Source organism: Mucilaginibacter sp. GW822-FHT03E02 (assembly GCF_058801545.1).
Map to the genome: position 1 here is coordinate 15,496 of NZ_JBXANJ010000001.1, position 19,487 is coordinate 34,982.

A 19,487-nucleotide genomic window follows, 5' to 3' on the forward strand; every position below is an offset into this window, starting at 1 on the left:
GCTATTTTCTTTTTCTCCTGATTAATATTATACTCCCAATGGCCAGTAGGATGCCCGGAAGCACCCAGATCAGCACAACTCTTAAATTTTTAACCTGGTCTTTTGTAACCAGTACCAAGGTATCCTTTGCCATGGGCCGGAAACTACTGATAGGAAACTGCCCATAACTCAGCCAGCTAAAAACGCCCGTATTAAAGGCAAAGTTTGCGGTCCTCATATTAAAGCGATTCAATTCAGCATTCGACATAAAATCAGCATCTCCGGAAACGATGATGCGCTGTTCTTTACCGTTTAAATTTCTTGTAATACTTGCTGCCAGCGGAAAGGGCTTTTTCAGGTCGCCTTTCTCCGGCTCAAACTTGACGGTTGCAGAGTCACTTAAGAATTTGTCTTTTTTTAACCAGCTTTTTCTCGCATCGGTGATCAGCAATGGTTTAACGTCGTATACTGTTGAACCTTCGATTGAAAGTGCCGCCGCTGTCGGCATAGAAACAACGATGCTATCATGATGTATTTGCTTAAGCGGCGGGAAAATGTTTCCTGCCGCGCTGGTCAGGAAGGGTGCGGCCAGGTCGGGCTGGAGATCCTTACTTTGTTGTACGATAGCCCCGTTCATCAATTGTACCCCAAATTGTTTGAGCAACGGATTAAGAACAGCCTGCTTTCCCGGTTCGCCGGAGATCATTAGGTTACCACCGGCATCTATATATTTTTGTAGTTTAGCCGTTGCTGAGGAACCAAGTACGATCTTCGGATCTGCCAATACGAGGGCGGAAATACCGGAGGGAATGACACCGGTCTCTAATGAAACGGTGTCAACGTCAAAGCCCTGATTTAGCAGCGAATTTCTGAAACTCTTTAAGTTTGTCAACGCACGATAATCGCGGTCGCCGATCTTAATGATATTACGTTCCAGGTTTCCTGTTGCAAACAGGATTTTGGGTATTTTAGCTTGCAGAAGCCTTTTTAATGCAGCCGATACCTCCGTTTCAGAAGGCCAGTGCTCGTTATCAGGAAACACGCGCAAAAATGTTTTTCGTCCCTTATATTTCAGTTGCATGATGTAATAATTGGGCTCCTGTGAAAGGTCTATCATTTTTCTGATCTCTTCAGGCCGCTTAAACTGATCGAGGCTCATGTCACCGTTTTTGGCTGCCTTTTCGGCAATCTGCGCTAAGGATTTTCCTGGATTTCTTTTAGTAATTGCTCCCCCCATACCCAGTGTATCGTAGTACATGACATTTTTAAGTATGATGTTGTGTTTAAACCGAACGTAAGGCGCCCATGAGTTGATGTTTTTCTGGTAAGATTCCGGATTTCCGTCTTCCATAAAACCGCCAAACAAATTAGCATAACCGGTCACTTCCAGCGGCTCGTCACCAAGTTCCCTGATGATCTTTTGGGTCTCCGGGCTAATGGTGTTGGTTTTATTTTCCGTGGCATCGAAATACACAATGAGTTGAGGTATCGCACTGATGCAGCCGATAGCCAGCGTGCAAATGAAAATAACGCTATAACGGGTAACTTTTACCAGCGGGGATGTTGATTCCATGCCAGACTTCAATTTATAGATCGTTAGTCCCAGAAAAAGAAACACAATAGCCAGGAAGTACACGATACCATTACTGGTGATCAGCCCCACCAGCATCCAGTCAGTACGACCGGCCACGGAAAGGAAGTAAGTTACATCTCTTAAAAATGGTACCCCACGCCACAAACCTGATATATTATACAGGATACCGAAGGTTACAAATGTGCAGACAGCTGCTACAATCTGATAAGTAGTCAGGGAGGACATAAATAGCCCGATAGCTGAATAAGCGCAAAGTAGCAGGAACAGGCCGAGCAAGGAGCTCAAAAGTAAACCGGTATCAGGTGATTTTACGGTAAAATAGCTTAACGCGATGAAAAAAGCTACGATGGTGACCAGTAAAGAGCTCAGTGCTACCATCGCTCCAAACTTTCCTAATACAATTTCGCGTACACGAATGGGCGAGGAATAGAGCAGTTTTATGGTACCACTGCTGGTTTCGCGGCTGATAAGGCCCATGGTAAGTAAGGGAAGATAGAGATACAAGTTTCCCATTACAGTCGACAACAGACCGTTTGATCCTAAAAATATCCCTGCAATTATGCTGAAGGTGTTTTTAAAGCCGCCTTCCTGGATTTCGGCAGAGGATTCCAGCATTTTTGAATACACGATTCCGCATTGAACCAAAAAGATGATAATGAGAAACCAGGCTATCGGAGAATAAAAAAGTAATTTTAACTCTGTCTTTGCAATTCTGAAAATAGTTTTCATTAAGATGTTTTATTGGACTGGTGTTGTGATAGTTGTTTAAATATTTCCTCAACTGAGTTCTTCTCGAGCGTGATCTCCTGAAGCCGCCAGCCTTTGTTAACGCTTTCGTTTACTATGGTCTCGGCGATTCCCGAATCGCCGCTAAAGAACAGCCGAACGAGCTTCTCGGTAAGCAAATCTGCCTTCATGACCCCCTGAATGGCTTCAAGTTCCATTATCGCTGGCATATTGTTCAGGTGAACGAGCATGCTATGCGGTGCTATGTAATTATTGAATGCATCCATGCTATCTTCAAAAACAATTCTACCGTTCTCGATCATCATGATATCCCTGCATAGCAGTTGTACTTCAGAAAGGATATGAGAAGAAAATATAACAACCCTGTCCCTGGCTATCTCTTTGATCAACGCCCTTACTTCGATGATCTGGTTTGGATCCAGCCCATTCGTCGGTTCATCCAGGACAAGTACTTTGGGCCGGTGTACAATTGCTTGTGCTATCCCCACACGTTGCCTGTATCCACCAGAGAGGTTTTTTATTAGCCGGTTGCTAAAATGGGCTATCCCGCAACGCTCCTTGGCTGCTTTTACTGCGTCTTTTCGCTCGTTACCCGACATATGCCTTAATCCAGCGCAATACATAAGGTACTCGTCGACAGTAAGGTCCATATATAACGGTGGGTTTTGGGGTAAGAACCCTATATCTTTTTTTGCCCGCATAGGATCATCCCTGAAATTTACACCATCGATGTAAACGTTGCCTTCGGTCTGGTTCAGGGATCCGCAAAGGATGTTCATGGTTGTCGACTTTCCCGCGCCGTTCGAACCTAAAAGCCCAACAATCCCGTAGCTGTTGATCTCCATGTTAATGTCACGTATAGCCCAGTTGGCGCTATATTTATGTGACAGATTTTCTATTTTAACGATACTTTTCTGCATTACAGACTTTTTTTAGGCAATTCAATTCCGTATTGATGAACCTGGCGAGGGTATATCAATACGGAAAATGAGTAGATGGATTTATTTTGGATTCTGTATTAGTTCCGGATTCTGGTTTACAATGATTGAAGAAAAAGGGAAAACATACCCGTTACTGTTAGGTGCCAGCGTGTAAGTAACATTCTTAAAGGTACGTGTGACTGTTTTGGCCAGTGAAGGCTCTTTATTTAAGCGTTTCTGGTCAAACCAGCGCAGGCCTGTTCCGAAAAACTCCCTCCGGCGCTCATCAATGACCATTTGCAAAGCCTGTTGGTCACTCGTGGCGGTTAGCGCTACATAATCGTCTGGAGTAAACCTAAATTTACGCAGGTCATTCAACATTTTTATCGCTTCATTACGTTGTCCAGCCCTTGCCAGGCATTCCGCCCGGATCAGCCACGTTTCATTTACCGTTAAGCCAACACATGCCGGATCGGAACCGCCTCCGGCCCAAAAACCTCTGCCGTTAAAACTTGGATAAAACTGGTCACCAAACCTGGTAAACAGCACATACCTCAAATCTTTGGTCCCTAATAAATTCAGCAAGTCATCACTTAACTGTAATGCCGAATAGGTAGTTCTGGGTATTTTACGCAAAAGGATTTGCTTATTTTCCAAAAGAGTAGGAAATGGAGCGTTCAAAGGACCAGCTGATAGGTTGTAATCATAAAGCTGTCCTGAAAGCGCCAGCGATTGTTCTGCGGCCTGGCGTGCTGCCTCAAAATTCCGCATGTTTAAATGTGCTTTGGCCAGTAAGGCATAAGCTGCCGCCCTGCTCGGCCTTACAGCATTTTCTTTGGTAACCGATATCAGAGGGATAGCAATTTCCAGGTCTTTAAGCACCTGAGCATAAACCTGGGCAACTGTTGCTCTCGGTAGAGGGACGAATAACTTTGCTTCAAGTAAAAGTGGCACGCCAAGGTCAGATCCAGCCGTCCCTGCATCATACTGCTTAGCATAGGAGTTTACCAGGGTAAAATAAGTAAAGGCCCGCTGTACAAGTGCCTCAGCATAAATTTCATTCCGTTCCGCCAGCGAACCACCTTTACTATTCAAAACGCCCGATATTACAGTGTTGTAGGTGTACATCGCTTTATACATTCCGTTCCAGTCAAAATCGTCAACTTTTTCAAGATAAAAGGGCTTGTCCCAGGTATACATCGCAAGGTTCGAATTGTCTGTTGAGATTTGATCCTGAATATTAGGATCTTTTAGATCAATGTCATCACAACCCAAAATGGCCGAATTCCCTGAGCCAATTTCAGCACTTGTTTGGCCATTGATCAGTAGGCGGTAATCTTGTGTATAGACCAAAACTCTTTGCCCCTGAACCGGAACATTTTCTACGTACTTACGGCAAGATACCAAGGCAAACGTTAATATGGCTATTAAAAATATTTTTACAATATTCATGATTTTGTCTTTGTGAGGTTATAAACTCAGGTTAACTTGGAAAGAATAAGTCCGGACAGGAGCCAATTGATAAGTACTACTTTCACTATAAAGGTAGTCGGGATCTATTTTCTCTTTATTCGCAGCCCAGATCATACCCAGGTTGCGGCAAACTGCCGATAAGCTTAAAGCCTTGATTCCGAACTTGGCTACAACCTGCTGAGGTACCGAATACGCCAGGCGTACTTGTTGCAGCTTTACATTGCTTCTGCTTCTGACCAGTAAATCAGAATTTGAATACCTATCCACACTGGTGCCATAATAGTAACCGAGGTTATAATCAGTATTAATTCCGGGAACTGTTGTGGTCAACTCATCACCGGGGTTTCTCCAGCGTTTTGCCAGATCTCCTGCACTGCTTACAAAATCAGTAAGCGTGTTGATGGATGGTTTCCGAAAAACACCACCCAACTGATACTGGAATTGTAAACCCAGATCAAAGTGCTTATAAGTGACATTTGTAAAATAGGCGCCAAACCAGGGAGAAGCTGTTCTGCCGGAATACGCTTTAATGTCATAATATGGATAGTCGGCAGTCGTGTAAATTTTACCGGGGTCTTTTGGATCTTCAATAAGTGTTTCACCCTTGGCATCCAAACCCTTAAACTTGTAGGAGAACAAGAAATCAGTTGGATAACCGTCGTGAATAATTTGCCCTTGTGTGACATCTTCATTGCCGATAGGCAATTTAAAGCGTTCGTCATGAACAACGTTGGTATTGTATGACAAGTTGATGGTATTGTTCCAGGTTACTGTTTTAGACCTCACCAGGGCGAAAGAAAGCCCCAGATCTATACCGTTTCCTTCTAATCTTGCTGCGTTGAATAAAGTTTCGCTAAATCCGTAGGTTGCATTGATCGGTAAGGTGTAGAATATGTCTGTGGTGTGTTTCTTGTAGTAATCTAATGTGCCGGAAATGCGGCCATTGAATAATGAAAATTCAAGTCCATAATTCAGCATTCTTGTTTTCTCCCACGCCAGGTTATCCCTTGCCGGACGGCTTATGGTTGCATAAGGAAGTCCCGAATAAAAGTCGGTACCCGACAAATCTATAACGGTTACCGGCGCATAACCCTGTGGTGCATTCCCGGTAAAACCATAGGTAAAGCGGCCGGATAAGGTACTTAACCATTCGACGTCTTTCAAAAAGCTTTCTTGTTTTAGATTCCAGCTGAGGCCGCCAGACCAAAGCGGAATGGCTCTTTTTCTGCGCTCAACGCCTAAAAGGTTAAGATCGTCAAAACGTGCGCTCCCTGAAATGGTGTATTTTTTATCGTAAGTGTAGGCGGCGTTTGCGTAGTAGGAAAGCGCCCTTGTGGTTTTCTCCACTACCGGCCCGGTTGTACTGCCTATATTGGGGCGCTGGCCATAGATATCCGTGTACCGAACTGTTGGGTTTACACTACTAAATGAATTAATCTCTTTATTGTAGCCATAACGGTTCTCTCCACTGCTCTTTCTAAAAACCTCACGGATTTCATTGCCCAGTACCGCATTCAGTTCATGCTTATCGTTCCAGTTTTTATTCACGTTAAGCTGCCCCCTGACATTGTAACTTCTGACCAATGAATTATTGAGAGCCAATTTCCCACCCATCGGAATGCCATAAACCAATTTCCCGGCGGCGTTAACACTCGTTGCCCTATTGATCATGATTCTGGATGCATAGCTGTCAGGCTCCTGATAATTTTCCTGCTCATTGAAATTCCTGGCCAGGTTGCCGGAAACCGATAAACTCAGCCAAGGTGTAATCTTACCATTTACATCCATAATAATACCCAGATTATTTCCGGTATTCACGGTGTTGTTGTACTTCAACTCGTCAATTGGAGAATATCGAAATGGAAGGTATCCCTGTTTCTCAAATTCGCGGGCGCGTTCGGGAACCATAAAAACATCATAATATTTGGTACTGCCATCAGGATTTGTGAGCATGTCATACGGACGCAGGCCTCCGGTTGACATGCTCATGGCCTGTGCCGACGTAGGATTAGTTTTATCTGTGGTGTTGGCATAATTCAAAGATGTATTGATGGTTATGCGATTTTTAAAGAGCCCCGAGCTTGTACCAATGTTGAAGGAATATCCTTTGTTCCGGTTGCTTTTGTATACCCGGTCGTCCGTATAGTAGTAGCCGGACATGTAATAAGAGCTATTTACACCTCCGCCTGACAGCGACAGGTTATATTGTTGCGTGACAGGCTTTTGCAATAAATACTTGGAAATCTGGCCCCTGTTATCATTTTGCCCGAGTGCCGCGAGCTCCGAATTCATTTGGGCTTCGTTGATTTCTCCCCGTTTGTTCTTGAATATGATGGCTTGAGCCTGACTGTTATTGGCCGGAAGATAACTTGATGGCACGGGGTCAGTTAACAGATTAGCGTTAATCATATCTTTTTCCAGGTTTATATAATCGGGAACCGAAAGTCTCGGCCCATACTTTGTGCCTGGTTTTGCACTTGTACTGTAAGTTGTCGAGAAGTTAATGGTGGGGGCAGCATTTTGCTTTCCCTTTTTTGTGGTGACTACAATCACCCCGTTGGCAGCCTGGATACCCCATATGGATGCGGCAGCCGCATCTTTAAGAAAGGTTATCTGTTGAATGTCATCCGGATTGAGAAAGTCTAATGCGCCTCGCGCAATGGAAATCTGTGAAGGAAATCCGTCAATAACGAGCAAAGGTTCCACACTCACCTGTGTGTACTGGCCAACTATCGTAGAGATACCGCGAATGTTAATAGTTCCATTGCGGCTTTGGCCGGCTGTTGTTTTCGTGGAGACATTAACACCAGGTACCATTCCCTGAATACGTTCAAGTACACTGATAGTTGGGAACTGTGCAAGTTCTTTGGCTGTAATCACGCCAAAAGATCCGGTCGCACGTTCTTTATTTAAGTTTTGGTAACCTGTATTTACAATGGTGACCGTTGATAACTGTGCCGCTAAGGGCTTTAAAGCAATAACAATACTCGTTTTCGATTTGAGTACCGTGGTATCCGGTTTATAGCCGATAAATCTGGTAATGATCGTCTCTTTCCCCGAAACGTCAAGCAATTTGAATGTACCATTGGCGTCGGTAATATATAACTTTCCTCTACCTTGAACTGATACACTTGCTCCTGGCATGGGCTCTCCGCGTTCATTAACGACTAAGCCATTTACGTCTATGTTAGTAAAAACTGCGCTGATTCTGTCTAATAATGACGGTTCTTTTCGAGACACTATCACTATTTTATCCTGAATTTCGTAGGCTAACGGCTGATCTTTGAATAATATTTCCAGAACATCTTTTAGCTCCATATCAACCACCCGGATGTTCACGGGCCTTGCTGCCTTAAGGATATCTCCGTCTGCCACAAAATCTACCCCGGTTTGCACTTTGATATTAGCAAACAGCTTGACCAAAGGTGTATTTTTTTCTGACAAGGAAATTTTCTGTGCAAATCCGGCAGCGGCAACTTGCATCAGCGATGCAAACAAAAACAAGCAGGTTAATCGCATGATGAGGAAAATTTTATGGCATACAAGATTTTGTATACCCTGTTTTGTGGTATATTTTCTATACATTTATCTGAGTTTAGTTTAATGCGGCAGACCTCAACTTTCCAGGGCAAAGGTTCGCTGCAAATAGTTTTTAATTAATTTAGAGCTAAACGAAACTTAAACCAGGTTCCGGTTTCCGGAGTCTGGTTTTTTTGATAGGTAATTATTTACTGACGTATACTTTCCTCCCTTCGATTTTAAAGTGAACTAATTTTGTTGATTCTAAAGCTTTCAGTATTTGGCTTATATTTTTAGATCGGGAAATATTGCCGGAAAATGCACCCGTTGGAGATGGTCCTTCGTAAAACACTTCAATGTTATACCAGCGGGCGATGTCCTGCATTATTTTTTCAATCTTCGCGTCATTAAAAACAAAGTTGCCGTCTTTCCAGGCAAGCGACTCTTCCATGTCTGCTTTTGAAACGCTTATCGTTTCCCCCTTCAAAAGCGACTGTTGCCCGGGACTTAGAATGACTTCATCCTTATAAACAATTTTTCCGTGATCACTCCAGGCGGAGGCCTGATAGCCAACTCTCACACTGCCCTCGGCAAGTGTTGTAACAATATTTTTGTCTTGCGTGTAAGCTTTAACGTTAAAGTGTGTCCCTAAAACGGTTACTTCCTGTCCGTCTGTCTCCACTAAAAATGGATGTAGCTTATCCTTTGCTACCTCAAAGTATGCTTCGCCGTGAAGTTCAACCCGCCTATCTTTTAAAGATGAAAAGGAAACAGGGTATTTTAGGGATGAAGCTGCATTTAACCACACTCTGGAACCATCGGGTAACTTCACCTGGTAGGTTTCTCCCATTGCAGTGGATAGCAAATTATGTTGTCCCGGCCCGGCTGTATTATTTTCTTTAACTTCATAAACGATCTTTCCATCCGAGGTTTTAGATATTGTCACTCCAGATTCGTTGGCCAGTTCGCCGGAGGTCATAGCAGAGAGCAGAATTTTCTTTCCATTAGCCAGCGTTAACGTGGCAGCGCTCTTACCTGGGGCAATATCCTGATTTGACGAAACAACTTGTGATTGGTCGCCTATGGATAAGATTTGGTCTTTGAATAAAATTGCAATAGCCAACAACCCTGCAATTGCAGCCACTCCGGCAATGCGGGGCCATAATTTCCTAATCTTACGATGGGTCTGCGGCTGGCTCGTTATCTGGTGAAATATTTGCCCGGCACGAAATTCGGAGAGCTCGGGTTGCTTAATTTCGGATGACCGATATTCTTTTTCAATGAGTTCAAATAGGTGCTGCTCGGCACCCTCACTGGCTAAGAAGTTGTTGAATTCCGTTAACTCTTCAACGGATGCCGTTTTAGACTGAAATTTCTGATATAATAAAAGGAGCCTGTTGTCTTCTATATTCGGCATGATTAATATACAGGGAATAATTGTCCCTTTCCTATATTAATCCATGAAAAGTCGATAAGGGGGTATTGACGAAGAAAAAATTAAATGATTTTTAGAATAATTAGAATCGCGGCAAGATCGGTATGCGATTTCATGTGAGATCTAAGCGAACGAAGCGCCAGCTTCATATAACTTTTAACCGTTTCAACACTTAAATTCATACTCTGAGCCGCCTGTTCATATTTAAGCCCATCAACACGGCAAAGTTCATAAACCATTTTTTGTTGCGGGGGTAACAGCGCAATGCCGTCGGCGAGTATTTTTTGAGTATCCGCCAGCAAGATTCCTTCCTCTGTTTCGTTGTGGCTTTCTGTCCAATCTTTTCGCAGTTCAATTTCTGTCTTAGCTTCCAGGACTCTTCGCCTCAATACTTGAAAGCTTCGGTTACGTGTTAATGTGGTTAAATAAGCGCCCAGATTAGTTTCATCTGTAAGTTTCCCTGCACTCTGCCAAAGTTTCAGCATTACTTCCTGAAGTACTTCTTCAGCTAACACCTCCGATTTAAGTAGAAAAATCGCTCTTGCATAAACCGCCCGCCGATGGTAATCATAAATTATTTTGAAGGCGTGCTGATCACCTTCCGCGATTTTGCGAAGTAGTTGGCTCTCATTATTTAGCGACCGTACAAACATTTAAAGGGGCGTAATAATCCTTGTCATTTTTCAACCACACATAGGGCCATTTCAATGTGTTTACAGATATAATTCCGCCTGTTAATTTTCAAAAACACGAAATAATAACTTAACATCTACGACATTGAAGCACTTTAAAGACAACGAACGTCTTTTCGGGGTGCAATTTATCTTGAATTTCGATCAATATCGTAAATTGACACCTTTAAAAGCACTTGTAGCGGCAATCCATCACACATTTATGACATTAGCGTAAACTTAGCAATAAGTTAAGATAAAATTTATGCTTGCAGACTAATTTGTGAAAAAAATGCGCCCAAAACTGTGATTCCACTAGAATGGTCCCAAACGCGTAGAATAAATTTTGACGGGTCCGTAATAAGCAATTATTAACGCATAGGATATTGTAAAAGAGTTTTGATAAAATCTCTTAAGCGCCCAGACAGCGACATTTGTTGATCCTGTCAAAACCTGGTTTTCCAGCAAATTTCAGCTAAGCGAAAGTAATCTTCATCCCGGAAACAATTCTGCCCCGCTACAATCAGACCATAGCCGACAAGGGCGCCATCAGTTATACGGGGATTTGTATAAATCGTAATTGTTTGATTCGCTTAAAACACTACTTTTCCAGGTTATTTAAAAAAGAGGTTGGCATACCACCGAATATTTTCAGAGATGAGCATCCGAATTAGTAAGCCTACCTTATATAGCCCATTTGTTGAGGTCCTGTAACTTCATGCACTTCTGCTATGCTACTAGCTTGGTTGCATAATTAAATCTTCATTAATTAATTTAATGGATGATAGAAAATTTTGGAATGTAATTGTGTCGTCACCCACAGCACACGATCTTATTCTGAGAAACCGCCCAGTATGTTATGATTGTAACCGGATACCTCGACAGAGTTTTCTATTTTAATCCAGTTTCGTCCTAATTCGCCCGCCTCCAGTCAATAACATAGTTCATCGAAAGGATTATGTTCCTTGTCGTAACCAACGGTTGCCAGATGCAACCATACATCTGTATCAATCGCCAGATAGATCATAGAGCTATATTCATCCTCGAAATTAATAAATATAAGTTAATCCGCTTTGGGGATGTCTTTCAACGGCGTAATTCGGTGAGTAAGTTTTAGAAATTTCTTACTCACCAAAACGATATGTCACTTTAATAATCAATATATTCAAATTTTGAACATATTGTGTAGATGTAATTCCAAGCTTATTTTTGTTTCACTTTTTATCTAAGCTTTCCCATAATTTCTGTCGGTGAATAGCCGAATTGTTTTTTAAAAGCAAAAGAGAAATGAGAAAGGTTTTCAAATCCAGTCTCCAGGTAAACATCCACAGCTTTCTTTTCCTGGCTGGCAAGCTGAAGGTGAGCTAATTCCAGCCGCTTTCGAATCAACCAACGCTGCGGAGTTATTTTGAAGGCTTTTTTAAAATCCCTGATGAAGGTGGAAAGACTGCGCCCGGTAAGATAGGCGAATTTTTCAAGTGGCATATTGAATTTATAGTGCTTTTCCATGAAATCGACCAGATTGATCTTTCCGGGTTCTGAAAAGTCAGCCAGCACGCTGTCTATTCCAGGTTCAATAAAACGCAGAATAGACACGGCCTCTTCTAATTTCAGCACCGCAATACTTTCCGGTAATTTGTGCTGAAGATCAAAATAAGGAGTCACAGAAGCAAAAAAGCTTTCCAGCAATGGCTGATCACTCAATACTCTCACTGTATAGTCCGGAGCTGAGTTTAGAAGCGCCTTTTGCCTGGTGTAATATGCCTTTAAGCGCTCAATGGTTAACCCAAAAACAAGCGCCTTATAAGGCCTGCCATCTTTAGGTTGCTTAATAACATTCGACAATTGATTTCTCGGAAAGAGCAGCATACTGCCCGATCCAAAAGTATAAGATCTGTCTGCCTGAATTACTTTCATTTCACCGGAAATGATCCTGACAAACGAATGAAAGTCAAGACTAAGGTCATCCTTATAAATCCCCTCTTCTGTAACAGTCCACACAAGATCCGTAAATCTATTGAAATTTTGTTTGGCCATGATGGTTATAAAGATTGTGTACGATACACATATTGCGAATACAAAAATACATTTTATTTAGGTGTTGATATTGCCAGGGGCAGCCATATTATGTAGCCTTTAAAGCCAGCTGATTCTGTACGGAATTATAGTGTTAAGTATACAGATCAGCTGGCTTTATCGTGTCGTGAAAATGGTAATTATGGCACGAGAATTATTTTTCCAACCGTATTTTTGCTTTGGATCATATCATGAGCTTTGGCCATCTCCGCCAAAGGCAACACTTTCGACACATGGGTTTTAATTTCACCTGAAGACAGTAAGCGGGCGATATTTCCAAGATCTTCCAGATAATTCGCATTAGGTGTTACGTTTACTCTTTTGACGATTACATTTCTTTCTTCTTTTGCCTTGTCTATAAATTCCTGATCCGGATATATGACGATGCTGGATAGTTTACCGCCGTTTTTGAGCGTTTTAATTGAACGGCCCAGGTGCGTGTTCTCTGCTATACTACCCATTTCTGATTCTATCCACACGGCATCATGTACGATATCGGCATCGTTGATCACATCTTCAACGGCCTGCGTTTTGTAGTCGATAAACTCATCTGCTCCAAGGCCTAAAACAAAAGCTCTGTTGTCACCCGAGGCAACACCAATAACATAGGCACCGAAATGCTTGGCCAGTTGTACGGCATAATGCCCTACGCCGCCGGATGCCCCATAAACGATTACCTTATCCCCACTTTTTATTTGCGCAAAATTCACCAGGGATGCCCATGCGGTTAAAGCAGCCATTGTTGCCCCGGCGGCTTCCTCAAAACTTACGTTGGATGGCTTCAACAGCATATCACCTTCGGGGGCCGCAACGAATTCTGCATAGGCATTGGCCTGGCCTATGAACTTGAAGTTACCAAAAACTTCGTCACCGATTTTAAATTTTGTCGCGCCTTCCCCTGCTTCAGTTATAACACCGGCAACGTCCCATCCCAGGATGATATTTTCTTCATCGCCTGTTCGGGCATAGATCATATCCAATGCTGCCTGGTTTCTGCGAACATATGCATCTACAGGATTTATACTGATCGCTTTTACACGGATCAACACTTCATTATCTTTAATTGATGGTACAGGAACTTCTGCGAGAACCAGGTTTTCCGGCCCGCCCACCTCTTTCAATATTATAGCTTTCATTTAAATAATTTTCACCAAAATTACTTTCATTTTAAGTCCCCTGTTTTGTTGAGCTTGTCAATTTAACTTTGCTGTAATTGTCATGTACATTATGCTCTATTTAAAATGGCATTTTTAACAAAGCATATTTGACAGCCCTAACAAAACTTCTTTTTAGAAGCCATGCTACCTTTACATTATGAAATAAGTAAGAATAGCTATAAATGCCTTTCGACTTGTTTAGTCAGCTACGCTGCTGAGTTAGCGGATAAAAATTAAAGTAAACTTAACATGTTAGAACAATCAACTTTGCGGCTTACCATGTCCGCCATTGTTAATCCCAATGACTGGGAAAAACTGGAACAATTTATGGCGGAAGCAAAGGTCTTTGTGCCTCGTGAAGGAGCCGGAGTCTTGATCCATGAATGTCATTATGACCCGGAGACTTTTTCTGTCCTTTTTTTGGAATCTTATGCCAACGAGAATGAATTAATTAAACACACACAGGCTTTTGCACCGGTAATGAATAAATACAAGGTGGATTGGAAAATAAAGAGATTAGACTTACTGGGCAATTATTCTCCGGAAATCCTGGCACTAATGAAAGGAATGGCCAACAGGGCTGAGGTTAATTTGTATCACCAAGTCTTTAAGAACAAATAGCATCCAGTTTACCCTGCCTTCTAAATATAACTACTGATATTATTAAAATTAGAACTCCTCCCCTTATACAGCCAGAACAAAATTATTTCACCATTAATCTAAACTATAGTTGAATATTTATGGATGCCATTTTCTTCAAATCTTCCATAAAAGAGTTCGAAAATTGCGGTCGGAAGACCACGAAATTCAAAAACCGCTTCTAATGATCATAGAGGCGGTTTTTATTTTTTAAGATATTTTCAGCTACTGCCTTTCTGCACGATAGAAGCACTTTTTGAGTTCGATCCTCGTTAGGTGACTCTGTAAGACACACTCATAAAATTGGTATAATTACAATGTCAAATTGATGTATTTTACTGATTTTCAATTAAAAATATTAGAATCATTCATTTTTGAGGTATTCGGTATCGTTGAAGACGCCTTTAGATAAATTGTTAAATTAGTGTTATAGTAAATTATCATCTTGGGGTCATAAACAATTGAAAGTGTAGATCTTTATTTAAAAATAAACTTTTTAGTATATTTTTACACTGTTAATTTAAATACAATGCTTACTAAAGCCGAAAGAACAAAGCAATTCATCCTGGAAACAGCAGCCCCTATCTTTAATCAGAAAGGGATATCCGGCGCTAATATAGACGACGTGCTTGCTGCCACGAAACTGACTAAAGGATGTCTTTACGGCCATTTTGAAGGCAAGGACGACCTGGCTCTGCAGGTTGTTGACCACATGTTGAATACTAACGGCGAAAAAATGTTGCTGACCATCAGCAAGGGTAAAACAGCGAAGGCTAAAGTATTTGCCTTTCTCGATTTTTATAAAGATCCTTTGAATACTTACCTTAAAGGCGGATGTCCGGTATTTAACATTGCGGTGGAATCTGATGATAACTTTCCGGCCATTAAAGAAAAGATAGCCGGTGTTATTCGTCATGGCCAGGAATTGTTTGTTAGTATTTTAAATCAAGGCATTGCCGGAGGTGAATTTTCTGATAAACTTGATCCTGCTGTCTATGCGTTCAAAGCGGTGTCTGCGGTTGAAGGTGCAGTTGTGATGTGCAGGGCGATGAATACGGCAAAACCGATGGCCGGTTTGCTCAGGAGCCTGAAGGCAGAATTGGAGAGCTATGCGATATGATTTTTTTTGATATAAAATATACTAAAAAGTATTTTTTATAAACACAGGAGTTGTCTTCGCAATTGGGTATTCAACCCTGCCCCGCAGACATCATTTAGTAAAGGATACAAACAACAAAAACGAATAAAATATACTAAAAAGTATAAAATAATAATTAAACAACGATGTACCAGGGTTGCAAACCTGTTCCTGGTACTATTTAAAATTAAAACAATGAATGACCAAATAATTTTCGAGCCATATAATTTAAATGGCCTTTCACTGAGCAACCGCATGGTAATGGCACCGATGACCCGCAGCCGTTCAGCTAATCCGGGCAATGTGGCTACAGAACTGACGGCACTCTATTATCAGCAGCGCGCTTCGGCCGGTCTGATCATCACTGAAGGAACTTATGTCAGCCGTGACGCTGTAGGGTACCTTAATGTACCCGGAATCTATACAGAACAACAGGTTGAAGGCTGGAAACTGGTTACAGATGCGGTGCATCAGCAGGGTGGGAAGATTTTCGCCCAATTATGGCATGTGGGACGATTATCGCACCCCGACCTGCTTGACGGCGAACTTCCGCTGGCACCATCAGCATTAAATCCACTGGCCCAGGCATTCACGCCTGAAGGTTTTAAAGACACCGTAGATGCCAGGGAGATGACACCGGGGCAAATCAAAAAGACCATTAATGATTTTAAACAGGCTGCAGCAAACGCGGTGGAAGCGGGTTTCGACGGTGTTGAACTGCATGCAGCCAATGGTTACCTGCTGCACCAGTTTTTTAATCTTTATTCCAATAAACGCCGGGATCAGTACGGCGGCTCTATCAAGAACCGTGCACGCATATTATTCGACATCCTGGATGAACTGTATACGGTAATCGACATCAGGAAAGTAGGCGTAAGATTAAACCCTTCTCTTCACGGTATCCAGGGTATGATGCTCGACGAGGAAACCATGGCTGTGCACGATTACATCGTTGCCAAATTGAATGAATATGACCTGGCTTATCTGCACCTGACCGAGCCTTTTACCGATGTATCAGGCAATCTCTGGGCTATTGAGGAAGTTGCCAAACGTTACCGCCCGCTTTATGACGGCACGATAATTATTAACCGCGGATTTAATAAGGCCACAGCAAGCCAGGTATTGAATGATGGTAATGCTGACCTGGTATCATTCGGGGTTCCCTTTATTGCCAACCCGGATCTTGTTGAGCGTTTTAAAGCAGACGCGCCGCTCAATCAGCCCGATCCGTCCACCTTCTATACGCCGGGGGAAAAAGGTTATACGGATTATCCTGCGCTGGCTCAATGATAGCATTCAATGAAAACAATATTAAAACAACGAAAATGAAACAAACGGTTTTAGTCACAGGTGCCTCATCGGGCATCGGGCTGCTTGTCGCCAACAAGCTACACGAAAATGGTTACCAGGTAATCGGCACAAGCCGGAATCCGGAAAAACACCAGGCAAGATTACCATTTAAGCTACTGTCATTGGATCTGAATGATGACCATTCCATAGCATCTTTTGGCAAGCAGCTGTTCAGCGAGATCAAAACTTTAGATGTGCTGATCAACAACGCAGGTTACTTAGTAAACGGACTTGCCGAAGAAACCACTATTGAGTTAGGCAAGCAGCAGTTTGAGACCAACTTTTGGGGAACGATCAAAATAACTAACGAGTTGCTGCCCTACTTCAGGAGGCAAAAACATGGAAAAATAATTACGATTGGTTCCCTCCTGGGTTTAGTGAGTCTTCCAAATGTTTCCTATTATGCGGCTTCCAAACATGCACTCGAAGGCTATTTTAAGGCGCTCCGGTTTGAATTGAACCAGTTTAACATCAAGGTGGTTATGGTTGAGCCGATCAGTTTCAAAACCAATATCGGCGAAAGTGCAACTGTAGCGAAAGGAACGATCGCAGACTATGATCAGTTCCGGCAAAAGGTCACCGCGTATACCAAAACGGCATTTGATAATGCACCCGATCCTGCACCGGTTATCGCTACTTTACTGCAGGCAGTAAAAGAAAAAAATCCAACGTTTGGTTACCCCGTCGGAAAAGGATCATCAATTGTACTCCTGCTTCAACATTTCGCCTATAAGTTTTTCGAGAAATCCATTCTGAAATCGATTAACGCTTCAAAATAGAATTAACATCAAAAATTAAAATCATGGAATTAAAAGGAAAAAAGGTATTGATCACAGGTGGTGCATCAGGTATCGGGCTGGAAGCAGCAAAACAATTTTTAGCCAATGGAGCCAGCGTGATCATCACCGGCAGAAACCAGGAAAAATTAGATGAAGCCAGGAAGCTGTATCCGGCAATTACGGCCATTAAAAGTGATGTATCAGATGCCGGTGATGCGCAAAAGCTTTTCAACCAGGTACAGCAACTGGGCGGTATAGATATTTTATATAATAACGCAGGAGTGTTAACTGACCCGATCAACCTCGGAACAGCAAACGAACAGCATTTTGAAGATGCGGCGTACGAAATAAACATCAACTACCTGGCAGTGATTCGGCTTAACAATTTGTTTATCGATATGCTGAAATCAAGGGCGGAAGGCGCGATCATCAACACCACTTCATTACTCAGTTATGTTCCGTCATTGCTGGAAGCCACCTACGCCGCATCCAAAGTAGCTTTGCAGTTTTACACCAAAGCGCTTAGAAAGCACCTGCAAATTTTGAACAGCAGCGTAAAGGTTTTTGAACTTTTACCTCCGCTTGTTGCCACAGAAATGACGACTGATATGAACGGCAAAAAAATGACCACGGCAGATATGGTGAAAGGCTTTATTGCAGGCCTTCAAAAGGATCAGCTTACTATCCGTATAGGCGATACCAAAACAGTGTATATATTGAACCGGCTTTTTCCGAAACTGACTTTTAATTTGGCTAATCCTAAGAAAAGTTACAAAGTAATAGCCTCGTAAAACCATTATAACCATAAAAAAATGAAAGCTTTCATTATAGACAAATATAAAAGCAAGGACGGCGGACGCATCGGGCAAATACCTGTTCCTGAACCGAAGGCGGATGAGGTATTAATAGAAGTACACGCCACTGCTATCAACCTCCTGGATTCCAAAATCAGAAGTGGGGAGTTCAAACTCATTTTGCCGTATAAAACACCGTTTGTTTTAGGCCATGACGTGGCTGGTGTTGTAACCAAAGTTGGGGCCCGTGTGCAACAATTTAAAGTTGGAGACGAGGTTTATGCACGACCGGCAGATCATCGGATTGGAACGTTTGCAGATTTCATTGCTGTTAAGGAAGCCGATGTGGCGCTTAAGCCGAAAAAACTGAGCATGGAAGAGGCCGCGTCCATCCCTCTGGTGGGCCTTACCGCATGGCAGGCACTGATTGAAAAAGGGAACCTGAAGAAAGGGCAGAAAGTATTCATCCAGGCAGGTTCCGGCGGCGTAGGCACATTTGCCATTCAGCTGGCGAAACATTTGGGGGCTACTGTGGCTACAACTACAAGTGCAGCCAACATGGAGTTAGTAAAAAGCCTCGGTGCAGATGTTGTCATTGACTACAAAAAGGATGACTTCGAGAAAATCCTGCATGGTTACGACCTGGTCTTGAATAGCCAGGATGGAAAGACACTCGAAAAATCGCTACGTGTATTAAAACCCGGCGGAAAACTCATCTCGATCTCCGGCCCGCCCGATCCGGATTTTGCCGAAGAAATCGGAGCCCCCTGGTTCGTGAAATTAATCATGCGCCTGCTGAGTTCGGGAGCCAGGAAGAAAGCCAAAAGGCTTAAGGTATCATTTTCCTTTTTGTTTATGAAAGCCAGCGGATCTCAGTTAAGGGAAATTACCTCCCTTATCAATTCCGGCAACATTATACCTGTTGTAGACAAAGTTTTCCCTTTTGAATCGATCAAACAAGCAATGACCTATGTTGAAAGCGGCCGTGCCAAAGGAAAAGTCGTTGTCAAAATAAAGTAAAGCTCTCCCCTACTAAAACTTGAATAACTGTTTTAATAATCCCCCTTCCTGGCTACAGAAAAACATCGAAGAATACTTTTTTTGTCCCTTAATGCTATAATTTTCTTTACATCCTCAATAAAAGAGTTCGACATGCGTACTTTTGGGGTCATGAAATTTCAAAAACCGCTTCCAATGACAATAGAGGCGGTTTTTA

At 42.5% G+C, this 19,487-nt stretch carries 14 protein-coding genes; 6 read left to right on the forward strand and 8 right to left on the reverse strand.

Annotation, left to right across the window (positions count from 1 at the left end):
* Nucleotide 1: 1 nt before the first annotated feature.
* From AC1RM2_RS00080 to AC1RM2_RS00115, 8 genes are all read right to left on the reverse strand, one after another.
* Nucleotides 2-2,302, reverse strand: a complete 2,301-nt coding sequence (locus tag AC1RM2_RS00080) for a Gldg family protein (protein WP_492982160.1) — start codon at nt 2,300-2,302, stop codon at nt 2-4.
* Nucleotides 2,302-3,240: an ABC transporter ATP-binding protein gene (locus tag AC1RM2_RS00085; RefSeq protein WP_492982162.1), complete on the reverse strand. Its 939-nt coding sequence runs from the start codon at nt 3,238-3,240 to the stop codon at nt 2,302-2,304. The genes AC1RM2_RS00080 and AC1RM2_RS00085 overlap by 1 nt, the downstream gene beginning before the upstream one ends.
* 81 nt (nt 3,241-3,321) lie before the next feature.
* A complete protein-coding gene (locus tag AC1RM2_RS00090) occupies nt 3,322-4,692 on the reverse strand; it encodes a RagB/SusD family nutrient uptake outer membrane protein (RefSeq protein WP_274213670.1) in 1,371 nt (456 codons plus the stop codon).
* 18 nt (nt 4,693-4,710) lie between these two features.
* The gene (locus tag AC1RM2_RS00095; protein WP_492982164.1) at nt 4,711-8,232 is read right to left on the reverse strand and encodes a SusC/RagA family TonB-linked outer membrane protein; all 3,522 of its coding nucleotides are present in this window, start codon (nt 8,230-8,232) and stop codon (nt 4,711-4,713) included.
* A 205-nt stretch (nt 8,233-8,437) separates the two neighbouring features.
* The gene (locus tag AC1RM2_RS00100; protein ID WP_492982166.1) at nt 8,438-9,649 is read right to left on the reverse strand and encodes a FecR family protein; all 1,212 of its coding nucleotides are present in this window, start codon (nt 9,647-9,649) and stop codon (nt 8,438-8,440) included.
* Between the two features lie 80 nt (nt 9,650-9,729).
* Complete coding sequence (locus tag AC1RM2_RS00105; RefSeq protein WP_492982168.1) at nt 9,730-10,320, reverse strand: RNA polymerase sigma factor; 591 nt, start codon at nt 10,318-10,320, stop codon at nt 9,730-9,732.
* Between the two features lie 1,239 nt (nt 10,321-11,559).
* Nucleotides 11,560-12,375 carry a helix-turn-helix domain-containing protein gene (locus AC1RM2_RS00110; protein WP_492982170.1) on the reverse strand — a complete coding sequence of 272 codons (816 nt, stop codon included), beginning with the start codon at nt 12,373-12,375 and terminating at the stop codon, nt 11,560-11,562.
* Nucleotides 12,376-12,554: 179 nt separating this feature from the next.
* Nucleotides 12,555-13,526, reverse strand: coding sequence for an NADP-dependent oxidoreductase (locus AC1RM2_RS00115; protein WP_492988228.1), 972 nt, complete (start codon nt 13,524-13,526; stop codon nt 12,555-12,557).
* Nucleotides 13,527-13,820: 294 nt separating this feature from the next.
* Between AC1RM2_RS00115 and AC1RM2_RS00120 the strand changes: the two genes are divergently transcribed.
* The 6 genes from AC1RM2_RS00120 to AC1RM2_RS00145 all read left to right on the forward strand — a co-directional run bounded on the left by AC1RM2_RS00120 (nt 13,821) and on the right by AC1RM2_RS00145 (nt 19,291).
* Nucleotides 13,821-14,192 (forward strand): hypothetical protein, encoded by a 372-nt coding sequence (locus tag AC1RM2_RS00120; protein ID WP_492982173.1) that lies wholly within the window; start codon nt 13,821-13,823, stop codon nt 14,190-14,192.
* 547 nt (nt 14,193-14,739) lie between these two features.
* Nucleotides 14,740-15,330 carry a TetR/AcrR family transcriptional regulator gene (locus AC1RM2_RS00125; RefSeq protein WP_492982175.1) on the forward strand — a complete coding sequence of 197 codons (591 nt, stop codon included), beginning with the start codon at nt 14,740-14,742 and terminating at the stop codon, nt 15,328-15,330.
* A gap of 213 nt (nt 15,331-15,543) precedes the next feature.
* Nucleotides 15,544-16,638 (forward strand): alkene reductase, encoded by a 1,095-nt coding sequence (locus AC1RM2_RS00130; RefSeq protein WP_492982177.1) that lies wholly within the window; start codon nt 15,544-15,546, stop codon nt 16,636-16,638.
* 35 nt (nt 16,639-16,673) lie between these two features.
* Nucleotides 16,674-17,477: an SDR family NAD(P)-dependent oxidoreductase gene (locus AC1RM2_RS00135; RefSeq protein ID WP_492982179.1), complete on the forward strand. Its 804-nt coding sequence runs from the start codon at nt 16,674-16,676 to the stop codon at nt 17,475-17,477.
* Nucleotides 17,478-17,500: 23 nt separating this feature from the next.
* Complete coding sequence (locus AC1RM2_RS00140) at nt 17,501-18,268, forward strand: SDR family oxidoreductase (protein ID WP_492982181.1); 768 nt, start codon at nt 17,501-17,503, stop codon at nt 18,266-18,268.
* Nucleotides 18,269-18,289: 21 nt separating this feature from the next.
* Complete coding sequence (locus tag AC1RM2_RS00145) at nt 18,290-19,291, forward strand: NADP-dependent oxidoreductase (protein ID WP_492982183.1); 1,002 nt, start codon at nt 18,290-18,292, stop codon at nt 19,289-19,291.
* The last annotated feature ends 196 nt before the right edge of the window (nt 19,292-19,487 follow it).